Below are 13,617 nucleotides of genomic sequence, written 5' to 3'. Positions count from 1 at the left end.
GCCAGCATGCCAGCGGGCGGCGGCCCGGGCCACCGGTTTCCGGTCAGCCGTCGGAGCATTCTCGGGCGGGCTCGCGGTGGGGGCGGCGGGCGACTGGGGCGGGGCCTGGTGGGCGGGGCGGCGAGGAGGGCGCCGGGGCGGCGGGGAAGGCCGGTGAGAAGGGCACCCGGCTGGCGCGGGCGGCCGCTACGGGACCGCGACGGCGGAGGCGACCGGCGTCGGGCGGCCCCGGTCGCGATCCCGCTCGGCCCAGCGGACGACCGGCCCCATCGCGTACCCGGCCGCCAGGAAGAGGCCGCCCAGGACGAGCCAGCCCGCGAGCCCGCCGTCCAGCAGCAGGGTGGTCAGCAGCAGCGACCCGAGGGTGCGGGCGACGGCCACGCCAGTGCCGAAGAAGCCCTGGTACTGGCCGATCCGCTCGGGCGGGGCGAGGTCGAAGCTGATCTGCCAGGAGCCCGCCGACTGCCGCATCTCGCCGATCACCTGGAGGACGGAGGCCGCCACCAGCAGCGCGGCGACCGCCCACACCGGGACGTCCAGGGCCGACAGGCCGAACACCACGCAGGAGGCGAGCAGCACCACCCCGGCCGAGCGGACGGCCCGCGCGGCCGGGCCCAGGCCGGTGACGCCGCGCGCCGCCCGGACCTGGAAGGCCAGCACGGCCAGGGTGTTGAGGACGAACAGGGCCGAGCCGAGCCAGCTGATCCCGGGCGCCCGGTCGGCGATCCAGAGCGGGATGACCAGGCTGAGCAGCGGCATCCGCAGCAGCAGCACGGTGTTGACCAGCGCGACGGCGGCGTACCGGCGGTCGCGCAGGACGGCCAGCCGGGGCCCGGCGCCCGACCGGGCCGGGGCGGGCGGGGCTTCGGGCAGCCGCAGCAGGATCAGCGCACCGGCCAGGAAACCGAGCGCCGTCACCACGAAGGCGCAGAGGAACGCGGCCCGGGTGCCGACGGTGAGCGCGATGCCGCCGATGGCGGCGCCGACGGCCAGCCCCCCGTTGAGGGTCGCCTGGAGGTGGGCGAGCAGCCCGGTGCGCTGGGCGGGCGGCACCAGGGTGGCGACCAGCGCCTGCCGGGCGGCGGTGAGCCCGGACTGCGTCGTGGCGTAGAGGCAGACCGCGACCAGGAACGGCCCGTAGGAGCGGATCACCAGGAAGGCGGCGACCACCACCGCCGTGGCCAGGGCGAGCGCCACGGCCGTCCGGCGCGGGCCGCGGCGGTCGGCGAGGGCGCCGAGCGGGACGCCCGCCAGCGAGCCGAGCGCCCAGGCCACGGCGAGGCCGGCGCCGAGGGCGGTCGCCGACATGCCGACGATGTGGGTGAAGTAGAGCGTGGAGCAGGTGTAGTAGGCGCCGTCGCCGACGGCGCTGGCCAACTGGGCCGCGGCGATGGTCCGTTGGGGCCCTGCGGGCGGGATGAGGGCGGGCGCCGGGGCGCTGCTGGTCGACACGGGTCTCCTGGCTGGGGGCGGCGCGCGCGCCGGGTGTTCGCAACGGTTCGCGGCCCAGCCTAGGCAGGAGGCGGACCGGCGGTAAGGTCCAGTGATCACGGAACTCCTTGGTCCACTTCCGGGCCCCACCGCACCGGCGGGCGAGCCCTGAACCCCCGTACGACGGCGGCGAATCGCTCCTCCCGCGGGCCCGGAACCGGCCCCGGCCGTACCGCCGCCGCCCCCTCCGTACCCGCTCCGAATCCGCCTCGCCCAGCGGCCTTCGGGCATCACCGACCCCGCCGAAGGGCCAAGTTTTGCCGTATTGACCGGTCAGTAACGCCCTCCTATGCTCAACGGCATTCGCGATCCGGCACCGGGCCCGGCGCCGCCGTGCCCGCCCGATCCGCCGCCGTCATCGGCTCGAAGGGCTCTTCCCATCAGCACCTCCATCGCCCGCTCGGACGACACCGGCCACCCGGGCACCGCACGGGACGACGCCGGCACCCGCCGCCGCCGGTTCCTCACCTACCTGCTGGCCGCCCCGACCCTCACCGTCGGCGCCCGGCTCGGCCTCGACGCCGCCGCGCCCGCCACCGCGCGGGCCGCCGTCCGCGCCGCCGCGGCCGCCCAGGACGCCGCCGCCCCCTCGCAGCTGATCGGCCTGCCCGGCATCCCTGACATCCTCGACCTCGGCGACGCGCTGATCGTCGCTGGCCTGCCGACCTCGCACCTGCTCGTCCTGGAACTCACCGCCGCCGGGCGCGCCGTGCTGCACCTGCCCCGGCTGGAGGTCGGCCAGGGCCTCACCACGGCCATCGCGATGCTCGTCGCCGAGGAACTCGACGCCCGGATCGGCGACGTGGACGTGCCGCTCTCCGACGGCCGCCCCGAACTGCTCTTCAACCAGCTGACCGGCGCCTCCAACTCGGTGCGCTCGCTGTACGACCCGGTGCGCGCCGCGGCCGCCGCCGCCCGCGCCCGGCTGGTGACCGCCGCAGCGCGGCGCTGGAACGTTCCGGCAGACACCCTGCGCACCGCCGACTCCGCCGTCCTCGCCCCCGACGGCCGCCGCGCCGGCTACGGCGACCTCGCCGCCGAGGCCGCCGCCGTCGCCCTCCCCGCCGTGTCCAGCTCCCCCAAGAGCGCCGACCAGTTGCGCCTGGTCGGCCGGCCCACCGGCCGGATCGACGCCCGCGACATCGTCACCGGCCGCGCCAAGTACGCCGGGGACCTCGCGATCCCGGGCGCCGTCCCCACCGTGGTCGCCCGCCCGACCACCATCAACGGCACGCTCAGGACCCTGGACGCCTCCGCCGCCCGCGCCATGCCCGGCGTGCTCGGCGTGGTCCGGATCCCCAGCGGCGTCGCCGTCCTCGCCGAGACCTTCGACCAGGCGCTCAAGGCCCGCGACGCGCTGCGCACCTCCTGGAACCCGGGCCCGGTCGCCAACCTGTCCACCTCCGACATCCGCGGCCAACTGCGCGCCGCCCACGCGCCGTTCCTCATCCCCCCGCTGCTCACCCAGTACGTGGACGGCGAATTCGACTTCGCCTTCGTCAACCACGCGCCGATGGAGGTGCTGACCGCCGTCGCCGACGTGCGGCCGAACCGGGCCGAGCTGTGGTTCGCCGCGCAGGCGCCGATCGTCGCCCAGCAGGCCATCGCCGCCGAACTCGGCCTCCCGCAGAACGCCGTGACCGTCCACGTGGTGCGCGGCGGCGGCTCGTTCGGCCGGCGCCTGTTCTTCGACGCCGCCCTGGAGGCCGCCCAGATCTCCAAGGCCGCGGGCCGACCGGTCAAACTCATGTGGACGCGCAACGACGACATGCGCCACGGCCGGATGCGCCCGGCCAGCCACCACCGGATCCGGGCCACCTACGCGCTCGGCCAGGTGCTCAGCTACGAGCACCGCGCCGCCACCGTCAAGACCGACTTCCGGCACGGCCTCGGCGAGATGCTCACCGCCGCCGGCTTCGACCTGTCGCTCGCCGGGCTCAGCCTCGCCCAGGTCTTCTTCCTGCTCAGCGAGAAGAACCCGTACAACGTCGGCATCCCCACCCAGTTGCTCGCCGAAGTGCCGCTGGACATGCACACCGGCAGCTGGCGGTCGGTCTACTCCGGCACCGTCCGGGTCGCCGACGAGATCATGATGGACGAACTCGCCCGCCGGATGGGCCAGGACGCCGTCGCGTTCCGCCGCGCCCGACTGCGCAGCGCCGCCGGCCGGGCCGTCCTCGACACCGTCGCCAAGGCCGGCGACTGGGGCCGCCCGATGCCCCCCGGCCACGCCCAGGGCATCGGCTACCACGACGAGAACAGCGGATGCGCCGCCTACCTCGTCGAGCTGGACGCCACCGACCCGGCCGACCCCAGGGTCACCAAGGCCGTGATCGCCGCCGACGTCGGCCGGGTCATCAACCCCCGGGGCCTGGAGGCCCAACTGACCGGCGCCCTGATCGACGGCATCTCGGTCATCCTGCAAGCCGGCAACCACATCGACAACGGGGCCGTGCGCGAGGGCAGTTACGCCGACTTCCGGTACGCCCGGCAGCGGCACTCCCCGCCGGCCGTCGAGATCCACCTCATGCCGCCGAGCGGAGCCCCCGGCGGCGCCGGCGAGTTGGGCGTCCCGGCGGCCTCCGCCGCGGTCGCCAACGCCTACGCGCGCGCGACCGGCACCAGCCCGCGCTCCTTCCCGATCAACTTCTGACTCCCCCAGCCAAGGAACCCCACCACCCCATGCCCACCCACACCTTCGTCCTCAACGGGCACCCCGTCACCGTCGAGGCCCCGGACGACATGCCGCTGCTCTGGGTGCTGCGCGACAAGCTCGGCGTCACCGGCCCCAAGTACGGCTGCGGGGTGGGCGTCTGCCGCGCCTGCACCAGCCACCTGGACGGCGAGGAGTTCCAGCCCTGCACCCGCTCCGTCAAGGACTGCGAGGGCCACCGCGTCACCACCATCGAAGGCCTGGCCGACGGCGACACCCTGCACCCCGTCCAGGAGGCCTGGCTCGGCTGCGACGTCGCCCAGTGCGGCTTCTGCCAGCCGGGCCAGATCATGACCGCCGTCGCCCTGCTGCGCCGCACCCCGAACCCGACCGACGCGGACATCGACCAGATCCAGAACATCTGCCGCTGCGGCAGCTACCCGCGCATCCGCGAGGCCATCAAGCAGGCGGCGGCCCGGCAGACCTCCGGCTGACGGCACGCCACCCCGCCCGGGGCACGGGCGGGGTGGACGGGGTCAGCGGGTCGTCAGCACTCCCGCAGGCCGTTGTGGAAGTACCAGTTGCCGTCGGCGTACGCGCCGTAGACGTAGGACGTCGGGATGAAGGTGCCGTTCGTGCCGGCCACCTGGTACCAGACGTTGCCCTGGCTGTTGATGTCCTCGCCCCGGGTCCAGCACTGGATGTAGATCTCGTCCGACGACCACGAGTACGACCCCAGGTCGCCGGCGGTCTTGGACGCCCAGGAGTACGGCTGCGAGTAGACGCCCACGCCGTGGCCGCTCGCGTGGTAGCGGAGCGCGTACCAGCCGTCGGCGAACGCGCTGCCCGCCGAGACGCCCACCGCGCCGGCGGCCACCGCCACCACGGCCGCCGCGGTCGCACCACGGCGGCCGATCTTCTTGAGGATGCCCTTGGTCATCTCAATTCCCCTTTTCGGTCGGACCGTTGCGCCGCCCCGATGGCCGCGGCGACTGGGACAGCTGACCCGACATCCCACCGTGTTCGGTACCGCCTGACGGAAACTGACAACAGCTGACACCTGCCGCCGCCCGCGCCGAACACCCCGTCCACCCAACCGGAGTCCGTCGATCACGTAACGCCGCGGTCACGCGTCACTATGATCCGTACGCGACAAGCAACACCGGTCGCCGCTGGATCTGACATCTGACAACAGGGGGACGCCATGGCGGAGCAGGAGTCGCAACCCGCGGAGAGAGACCCGGCGCCGAGCGCGGCGGAGGCCCTCGCCGCCGAGCTGCGCCGGTTGCGCCTGGAGGCGGGCCAGCCCTCGTTCCGCACGATGGCGAAGACCGCCGGCTCCATCTCCCACACCACGCTCTACGAGGCGGCCTCCGGCTCGCGCCTCCCGTCCTGGACCACGACCAGGGCCTACGTCCGGGCCTGCGGCGGCGACGAGGCCGAGTGGCACCGCCGGTGGACCGCCGCCGCCGACGAGGGGTCGGCCCCACCAGCCCTACCGGCCCAACCTGCCCCTCCGGCCTCACCGGTCGAGCCCTCGGGACCGCCGGTCGCCGCGAACACCACGGCCGACACCAGGGCCGACAGCACAGCTGCCTCCGCCGCCGCCGAGCCCCCGGCCGGACCGGGCCGGGGCCGCCGCCCGATCTGGACCCACGCGTTCTGCCTGCTCCTCGGCGTGGCGCTCGGCGTCGGCAGCACGCTCGCCGTGGTCGGCTTCCGCACGTCGGACGCCCCACCCCCGTCCGCGCACGGCTGCCCGTCCGGGGACACCGAGTCCGCACCCGCCGAGGCGGCCGCCCTCCCCGCGCCGGGCCCGCGGCCGGCGGCGGCACGCACGGCCACCGACGACAGCGCACCGTCCTGGGCCTCCCGGGTCGCCTTCGACCAGCAGGCCGTCTCCAGTACCGAGGTCGTCCTTCCGGTGCTCTCCCCCGTCACCCCGGGTGACGCCCTGGTGGTCACGATGATGCTGACCAGCACCTGTCCCGGGGCGGTCACGGTCACCGACAGCCGGGGCGACCGCTTCCGGATCGTCGGGGACGTCACCGACTCGCTCCGGCACCGGGTGCTGCTCCTCGCGGCCTTCGGGGCGGCCGCGCTGACCGCGGAGGACTCGATCCGCGTCGCCCACCCGCGGGCGAGCAAGTACCACGTCGCCGTCGACGAGTTCCGCGGCGTCTCCGCCGTCCGGGCCGTCGGCCGCGCCTCCGGTGACGCCGGCGGGACGACCTTCTCCACCGCGGCCAACGCCGCCGCCTGCACGCCGGGCGACCTCCTGGTGAGCACGGTCGGCAGCAACAGCGGCAGCGCCCCCGAGTTCGGCACCAGCTGGACCAGCCTGCCCGCTCTGCGGCTCTCCTCCTACCGCCTCACCACCGCCCACCGGATCGCGACGGATCCGGACCACTGCGCCGCCACCGGCCAGACCACCTCGCAGTGGGGCGCCGTCCTCGCCGTCCTGCACTGAGCGTCCACGCCGTTCCACCACCCCTGGCCCGACCGGTCCAGACCATTTAGGCTGACCGCACCTCAACCACCCCACCACCAAGGGATACTGGATGATCAGGCGCCGTTCACTGCTGGCACTCGCGGGCCTGGGCGGCGCCGCAGCCCTGCTGCCCGCCGGGCCCGCCCAGGCAGCTCAGGCCGCCCGGCCGCGCACCATCGACCTGCCCGCCCCCACCACCGGCCGCCCGGTCGGCACGACCACCCTGCACCTGGTCGACCACGACCGCCCGGACCCGTTCGTGCCCGCCGCCGGCCCGCGCGAGCTGATGGTGCAGCTCTGGTACCCGGCCCGCGCCACCGCCGGCCACCCCCGCGCGCCGTACACCACGCCCCGGGTCGCCGCCGCCGTCGATCAGCGCCTGCCGCTGGATCCGGGCACCATCGCGGCCGTCCGCCCCACCGCTCGCACCGACGCACCCGCGCTCCCCGGCCCGCTCCCCCTGCTGCTGCTCGGCCACGGCCGCACCGGATTGCGCAGCAACTGCACGGCGCTGGCCGAGGAGTTGGCCGCCCACGGCTACCTCGTCGCGTCGGTCGACCACACCTACGACGCCCTCGCCGTCGAGTTCCCGGACGGCCGGGTGGTACACACCGTGCTGGAGGACGAGCCGGCCGACTGGGAGGCCGCCGAGCGCCGCGAGATCGCCGCCCGGGTCGCCGACCTCCGCTTCGTCACCACCGAACTGACCGAGCGCCAGGACCGTTTCCGCGTCGACGGGGGCCGGATCGGCGTGCTCGGCCACTCGATGGGCGGCTCGGCGGCCGCCGAGGCGATGCGCCAGGACGAGCGGTTCCGGATCAGCCTCAACCTGGACGGCGGCCTGTTCGGCTCGCCCGTTCCGGACCTCGGCCTGGACCGGCCCTTCCTCCTACTCACCTCGCTCGCCGACCACGAGACCTGGCAGCGCTGGCGCAGCCACCAGCACGCCTGGGGGCGGCAGTTGCGCACCCTCGGCGCCGGCCACCTCAGCTTCACCGACCTGCCGCACGCCGCCCTCCCCGGCAATCTGCCGGGCCACCTCCCCGCCGACACCTACGCCGCGCTGCTCGGCATCATCGCCCCGGCCCGGGCGACCGCGCTCACCCGTGCCTACACCCGGGCATTCGCCGACCACTTCCTCCGCGGCCGCCCCGCACCCCTCCTCGACGGCCCGTCACCGCGCTTCCCGGAGGTCGAACTCCGCTGGAGCCACGACTGACGCCCGACCGGGGCCGCGTCCTCGGGCGTCAGGCCCTCCGGGTCGCCCGCAGCGAGTTGCCGTCCCGCCGCACCCGGAGGAAGAGCACCGTCAGAGCCACGACGGTGAGCGCCACCAGGATCCCGGTCTCGACGAGCTGGATCGGCACGAAGTGCCCGACGGGGTGGTACTCGATCCAGTTGCTCGTGGCGCCTTCGCAGCCCCTCGTCCGGTCGCCGTCCCAGCAGAACTGGTCCGAGGCCCACCGGCCGTCCTGGAGCACGACCCCGCGGTCGACCAGCCACGCGTTGGTGGGCTGCCCGAAGTAGACGCCGCGCGGGACCATCTCCTTGACCGACGGGTAGAAGGAGGCGCGGCCCCACCGGAGCAGGCCGTGGACGACCGCCACCAGGACGCCGGTGGCCAGGACCGAGGCCACCGTGCGCCGCAGCAGTTGCCCGACCAGCAGGCCCAGTGCCAGAGCGAACAGCGACCAGGCGACCGGCACCACCCCGAGGACGGGGTAGGTGAGGCCCTGGAACGGCGGATCGAAGGCGAACGGGCTGTGCGCGATGTCCGCGTTCCACACCCACGTCGCCAGGACGGCGAGCACCCCACCGGCGGCCAGCACCGCCAGCCCGGGCAGGGCGATCCGCGCGGTGAGCCAGCGCAGCGGGCTGACGGACTGGGTCCAGGCGAGGCGAACGGTTCCGCGCTCGTACTCCTGGGCGAGCATCGGGGCGCCGAGGAACATGCCGATCAGCAGGGGGACGGCGACCAGGGCCGGCTGGAGCCACGTGGTGTACAGGTAGGCGCGGCGGGTGATGGGCGAGACCATGCCCTGGCAGCCGGCGTTGGACCAGCTGGCCCCGTCGGAGCACCCGGCCCGGCGCAGATCCGCCATCAGCGGCTGGACGGAGAAGTGCAGCCAGAGCAGGGTGGCCGACGCGGTGACGACCAGGGCGGCGATCGCCCACAGCGCGGTGCGGCTCTGGCGCCAGCTCAGCCAGAGCAGGCCGCCCGGGCGGGGCGCGGTCCGCGGCTCGCGCGGTGGCGCCTCGGTGGTGGCGCGGTCGGCCAGGACGTTGGTACTCATGCGGCGATCCCGTTCTCGGTCGTCTGGGCCTGCGGGCCCGGTCCGGTGGCGGCCCGGGCGGTGCCGGCCGGGGTCCGGAGGTAGCCGAGCAGCAGCTCCTCCAGGCTCGGCCGGCCACTCTCCCACGGGCCGTCCACCGGATCGCCGGTGCGGACCAGCGCGTCGATCCGGCGGCCGGTGGAGCGCTGCTCGACCAGGACGTCCTCGGGGAGCGCGCTGCCGGCCGGGCCGGTGAGCAGTTGGTGTCCGTCCAGCAGCTCCTCCACGTCGCCGCAGAGCCGGATCCGCCCGGACTGCACCAGCAGCAGGTAGTCGATGACGCCGTCCAGCTCGGGGATGATGTGCGAGGAGACCACGATGGTGGTGCCGCGCTCGGCGGCCTCGGCCATCAGGGTGCCCATCAGCTGGTGCCGGGCGAGCGGGTCGAGGTCGGACATCGGCTCGTCGAGCAGCAGCAGGTCGGGGCGCTTGCCGAGGGCGAGCGCCAGGGCGACCCGGGTGCGCTGGCCACCGGAGAGCGAGCCGATCTTCGCCCTCGTCCTCAACTCGCCCTGGTCGATCACCTGTTGGGCGAGGTCCTGGTCCCAGGACGGGTTCAGCTCCCGGCCGAGCCGCAGGGTCTCGGCCACCGTGAAGCCGGGGTAGAGCGGCTTGTCCTGGGCCACGTACGCGACCCGGGCGCGCAGGTCCTCGGTGGTGGCGGGCTCACCGAACACCCGCAGCTCACCCTCGGTGGGGGTGAGCAGCCGGGCGGCGATGCCCAGCAGGGTGCTCTTGCCCGCACCGTTGGGGCCGGCCACCCCGCAGATCCGCCCGGCCGGAACGGCGAACGTGCAGTCGCGCAGCGCCCAATCGCCCCGGTAGCGCTTGCCCAGGCCCTCGGCCGCGAGCGCCGCCGGGGCCCCCGGCGCCGCCGATGTCGGCGGTGTGTTCATCGGGTCGTTCACCCGGTCCCCCCACTGTCCTCTAACTCGGTGTTTCCGGGGAGACCCCGGTGTCGAATCGCTGCTCCAGGACGGAGGCCATCAGCGCGGCGATGTCCTCACGCTCCAGTCCGACCTCGCGGGCCCGGTCCACCCAGCCGACCAGGTCCGCGCGCAGCGGCCCGTCGGCGGCGGCCTCCGGCCGGGCGAGCGAGCGCCGGACGAAGGTGCCGAGCCCCGGCCGGGGCTCGACCAGGCCCTCGCGTTCCAGTTCGCGGTAGGCCTTCAGCACGGTGTTGGGGTTGATCGCGGTCAGCTCGACGACCTCCCGCGCGGTCGGCAGCTTGTCCCCGGGCTGGAGCAGCCCGAGCCGCAGGGCCTGCTTGGTCTGCTGAACGATCTGCTGGTAGGTGGAGACGCCGCTGCGCCGCTCGATGCGGTACTCGATCACACGCGATTCGACCTTTCACTAGTCCAATAGTGGAATGGTGACCCACTGCGGCGCCCGGGTCAAGCCAGGCCGGGGGGCGCCGGGCGATACGGACGATCAGGGCCGCTGCAGCAACAGGAGGGAGTCCTGGTCGGCGACCCGCCGGTAGCCGCGCCGCTCGTACTCGACCAGCATCCGGGCGGTGTCGGCGGTCGCGCACGGGGCCTGCACGCTCGGGTCCGTCCGGTCCACGACCACCCACTCGGGCCCCGGCCCGGTCGGCGCCTGGCAGACCAGGGTGACGGTGGCCCGGCCGGTCAGCTGTGCGGCGAGGCGGTTGGAGGCGGCGACGGTCGCGCCGTCGGGTATCGAGCCGAGCAGCGCCCGGGTGTACGCGAGCCGGGGCGAGGTGCGCCACGCCTCGGGCATCACCACCTCGTGCAGCGGATAGACCGGCACCGTCACGGCCGCCACCAGGGCGCTGACGGCGAGCGCGCGCCGCGCCCGGCGCGGGTCGGTGCGGGTGAGGGCGTCCACCAGGGCGGCGAGCACCAGCGGCATCAGCACCGCGCTGTAGTGGTAACTGACGCCCCAGTAGTGCGGGTTGGCCGAGAGCAGCCGCCAGCCCAGGGTGGGCACGCAGAGCAGGACCAGCGGCGAGCGCAGCCCGAGGAAGCCCGCGGTCGCGGCGAGCAGGAGGAGCAGCAGCCACTTGATCGGGGGCCAGCCGATCCGGGCCGCCAGCGACCAGGGCGAGGGCTGCCCGCCGCCGTCCAGCTGCTGCCAGTAGTCGAACCCGCCGTGCGGGTTGAACGAGGGCAGCACCACCGTGACGGTGAGCACGGTGGCCGCGATCCCGACGCCCGCGAGCACGAGCCCCGGCAGCGGGCCGCGCCGGCCCCGGCGGGCCTGCCAGGCGATCAGCAGGCCGAAGGCGGCCACGGTCAGGCCGAGGTCCTCCTTGACCAGCAGCAGCGGCAGCGACCACAGCGCCGCGGCCAGGTGGCGGCGCCGGCCGAGCGCGGTGGCTGCGAAGGCCAACAGCGGTACGGCGAAGGCGATTTCGTGGAAGTCGTCGCTGACGGCCCGGACGATCCCCCAGGACGCCCCGGTCACGCATCCGACCACCAGGGCGACCCGCGGCCCGCCCGCCTCGTACGCCCACCGGGTGAGCGGCACGACCGCCAGCGCCATCAGCAGCGCCTGGGCGACCAGCAGGGTGACGGCCCCCGGGAACAACCGGTAGACCGGGGCGAGCACGGCTATCAGCGGGTGGAAGTGGTCCCCGAGCAGGTGGTAACCGGGCCCCTTGAGCGGCACGATCGGCGCCTGCCCGTGCGCGTACGCGCGGATGGCCTGCTCGAAGATGCCCAGGTCGTAGGCCTTGCTCAGGCCGCGCCGGTAGCGGTTGACGGCGACGCAGGTGTAGAGCGCGGCGAACCCCGCGGCCAGGCCCCAGGCCAGGACGGCGGGTCGACGCGGCGGGTGGAACAGGCGCATCGGCAAAGTACCCTTTCACTATTCGATTAGTGGAAGGGTGATGGAAGGGCACACCGTCGTCAACCCCGGTCCGGCCGCGCCGACCGGGCCTCTGACCTGCCCGGATGCGGTCCGCTAGGCGGGTGAGGTGGAGCCAGTGGAGCCAGTGCAGCCTGTGGAGCCCGCCGGCTCAGTGGAGCTCAGGGCCGCACGGCCTCCGGGTCGCGACCGAAGAAGCCGGCGAGCCGGTCGTACGGCGGGGCGTCCTCCGGCACGGCGACCTCGGGGCCGAAGGCGTGCTGATCCTCCTCGGCGCCGCGGTACCCGGGCGCGAGGGCGCCGCGGGCCCAGGCCAGGGCGGCGAGGGCCACCTCATGGTCCAGCCCCTCGGTGGACTGGTCGGTGGCATGAGCCAAGTCCCAGTCGTGGACGGCGAATTCGGCGATCTGCTGGTCCACCGGGAAACGGGCCGGCAGGGCGCCGACGCCGGGGACCTCCAACGTGCCGGTGAGGTCGCCCGCCGCCCGCCAGGCGTCGACCAGCTCCTCGGCGCCGGCCTCGAAGGCGTGCAGCCAGTCCTCCTCCACCCGCTCGAAGGGCTGCGACCAGTCCGGCTGCCCGCCCCCGGCCCGGACGGTGAACTGCCGCAGGTCGAACAGCAGATGGCTGACCAGGTCGCCGACGTCCCAGGAGCGGCAGGCCGTCGGGTGCCCGGCCAGCTCGACGCCGACGCCGTCGATCAGCCCGGCGGTCTGCGCGAGGGCCCGGGCGAGCAGGTCGATCGGGTCTTCCGCTGCGGTCATGGCACACCTCTCGGTCGGGAGCGCGTCGCCGGCGTGGCCGGGTCCGGTCGGGGGCACCGCTCGGACCGGGCGATCGTAAACGCGTCCGTCGACGACCGCCCGCCACGACACCGGCCCGGTGGTCGCACCACCGGGCCGGTCTCCGCACAACGACGTGCTGCGAGCCGTCAGGCTCCGAACCGTCAGGCCCGAACCGTCAGGCCGCGAACCCGCCGTCCACCGCGAGCTCCGCGCCCGTGACGTACCGCCCCTCCTCGCCCGCCAGGTAGGCGACGGCGGCGGCGATGTCCGCGCCCGCGCCGAAGCGGCCGAGTGCGGTCAGGCTGCTCTGGAACTCGGCGGCCTCACCGTCCGCCGGGTTCATGTCGGTGTCGATCGGGCCGGGGTGGACCACGTTGGCGGTGATCCCGCGCGGGCCGAGCTCCCTGGCCAGCGCCTTGGTCAGGCCGATCATCGCCGCCTTGCTGAGCGAGTAGATGGTGGCGCCGGGGAAGGCGACCCGCTTGGCGATACAGCTGCCGATGGTGACGATCCGCCCGCCGTCGGCCAGGTGCGCGGAGGCGGCCTGGGCGAACAGGAACGGCGCCCGGACGTTCACCTCCAGGACCCGGTCCACGTCGTCGAGCGCCAGGTCACCGATCGGGCCGAGGACACCGACGCCCGCGTTGTTCACCAGGATGTCCAGCCGCCCGAACCGCTCCGCGACCGCCGCGACCACGGCCTGCACCGCCTGCGGGTCGGCGCTGTCCGCGCGGACCGCCCAGCCGCGGCGCCCCATCGCGGTGATCTTCGCCGCGACCTCCTCGGCCCGCTCGGCCCCGCCCTGGTAGGTCAGGGCGACGTCGGCACCGTCCTCGGCCAGCCGCAGCGCGACCGCCGCCCCGATCCCCCGGCTGCCGCCGGTCACCAGGGCCACCTTGCCGTCGAGCTTCGCCGCACCGTTCATCGTCATATCTCCAGAACTCCTCATTCGGATGTGATCCGACTCGTTCCGATCAGAACCCCCGGTTCCGATCTCGGACATGACTCGATCCTGGGCCTCGGCGCCGGAAA

The 13,617-nt window shown here is 74.5% G+C and carries 12 protein-coding genes; 4 read left to right on the top strand and 8 right to left on the bottom strand.

The window, feature by feature from the left end; translation table 11 throughout:
- Nucleotides 1-186: 186 nt before the first annotated feature.
- Nucleotides 187-1,452, bottom strand: coding sequence for an MFS transporter (locus tag ACFV6D_RS23105; protein WP_380560988.1), 1,266 nt, complete (start codon nt 1,450-1,452; stop codon nt 187-189).
- A gap of 328 nt (nt 1,453-1,780) precedes the next feature.
- On the opposite strand from ACFV6D_RS23105, the gene ACFV6D_RS23100 reads away from it, so the two are divergent.
- Both ACFV6D_RS23100 and ACFV6D_RS23095 read left to right on the top strand, forming a co-directional pair.
- Nucleotides 1,781-4,144 carry a molybdopterin cofactor-binding domain-containing protein gene (locus ACFV6D_RS23100; protein WP_380560987.1) on the top strand — a complete coding sequence of 788 codons (2,364 nt, stop codon included), beginning with the start codon at nt 1,781-1,783 and terminating at the stop codon, nt 4,142-4,144.
- 29 nt (nt 4,145-4,173) lie between these two features.
- Nucleotides 4,174-4,638 carry a (2Fe-2S)-binding protein gene (locus tag ACFV6D_RS23095; RefSeq protein WP_380560986.1) on the top strand — a complete coding sequence of 155 codons (465 nt, stop codon included), beginning with the start codon at nt 4,174-4,176 and terminating at the stop codon, nt 4,636-4,638.
- A gap of 53 nt (nt 4,639-4,691) precedes the next feature.
- On the opposite strand, the gene ACFV6D_RS23090 is transcribed toward ACFV6D_RS23095, so the two are convergent.
- Nucleotides 4,692-5,084, bottom strand: coding sequence for a hypothetical protein (locus ACFV6D_RS23090; RefSeq protein ID WP_063350490.1), 393 nt, complete (start codon nt 5,082-5,084; stop codon nt 4,692-4,694).
- 264 nt (nt 5,085-5,348) lie between these two features.
- On the opposite strand from ACFV6D_RS23090, the gene ACFV6D_RS23085 reads away from it, so the two are divergent.
- Together ACFV6D_RS23085 and ACFV6D_RS23080 are read left to right on the top strand one after the other, a co-directional pair.
- Nucleotides 5,349-6,614: a helix-turn-helix domain-containing protein gene (locus tag ACFV6D_RS23085; protein WP_380560985.1), complete on the top strand. Its 1,266-nt coding sequence runs from the start codon at nt 5,349-5,351 to the stop codon at nt 6,612-6,614.
- A gap of 91 nt (nt 6,615-6,705) precedes the next feature.
- The gene (locus ACFV6D_RS23080; RefSeq protein ID WP_380560984.1) at nt 6,706-7,854 is read left to right on the top strand and encodes an alpha/beta hydrolase; all 1,149 of its coding nucleotides are present in this window, start codon (nt 6,706-6,708) and stop codon (nt 7,852-7,854) included.
- 28 nt (nt 7,855-7,882) lie between these two features.
- On the opposite strand, the gene ACFV6D_RS23075 is transcribed toward ACFV6D_RS23080, so the two are convergent.
- From ACFV6D_RS23075 to ACFV6D_RS23050, 6 genes are all read right to left on the bottom strand, one after another.
- Nucleotides 7,883-8,929 carry a hypothetical protein gene (locus ACFV6D_RS23075; RefSeq protein ID WP_380560983.1) on the bottom strand — a complete coding sequence of 349 codons (1,047 nt, stop codon included), beginning with the start codon at nt 8,927-8,929 and terminating at the stop codon, nt 7,883-7,885.
- Nucleotides 8,926-9,864 carry an ABC transporter ATP-binding protein gene (locus ACFV6D_RS23070; RefSeq protein WP_380560982.1) on the bottom strand — a complete coding sequence of 313 codons (939 nt, stop codon included), beginning with the start codon at nt 9,862-9,864 and terminating at the stop codon, nt 8,926-8,928. Before ACFV6D_RS23070 ends, ACFV6D_RS23075 begins: the two co-directional genes overlap by 4 nt.
- A gap of 31 nt (nt 9,865-9,895) precedes the next feature.
- Nucleotides 9,896-10,303 (bottom strand): GntR family transcriptional regulator, encoded by a 408-nt coding sequence (locus ACFV6D_RS23065; RefSeq protein WP_063350485.1) that lies wholly within the window; start codon nt 10,301-10,303, stop codon nt 9,896-9,898.
- A gap of 96 nt (nt 10,304-10,399) precedes the next feature.
- Nucleotides 10,400-11,782 carry a DUF2079 domain-containing protein gene (locus ACFV6D_RS23060; RefSeq protein WP_380560981.1) on the bottom strand — a complete coding sequence of 461 codons (1,383 nt, stop codon included), beginning with the start codon at nt 11,780-11,782 and terminating at the stop codon, nt 10,400-10,402.
- A 179-nt stretch (nt 11,783-11,961) separates the two neighbouring features.
- Complete coding sequence (locus ACFV6D_RS23055; RefSeq protein WP_380560980.1) at nt 11,962-12,564, bottom strand: TIGR03086 family metal-binding protein; 603 nt, start codon at nt 12,562-12,564, stop codon at nt 11,962-11,964.
- Between the two features lie 196 nt (nt 12,565-12,760).
- Entirely contained in the window at nt 12,761-13,516 is a 756-nt protein-coding gene (locus ACFV6D_RS23050) for an SDR family oxidoreductase (RefSeq protein WP_063350482.1), read from the bottom strand.
- Nucleotides 13,517-13,617: the final 101 nt, after the last annotated feature.

It is taken from the genome of Kitasatospora sp. NPDC059812 (genome assembly GCF_042732075.1).
Lineage (GTDB): Bacteria > Actinomycetota > Actinomycetes > Streptomycetales > Streptomycetaceae > Kitasatospora.
The sequence above is the reverse complement of the archived record's forward strand: the minus strand, read 5'-3'. Positions and strand labels throughout refer to the sequence as shown.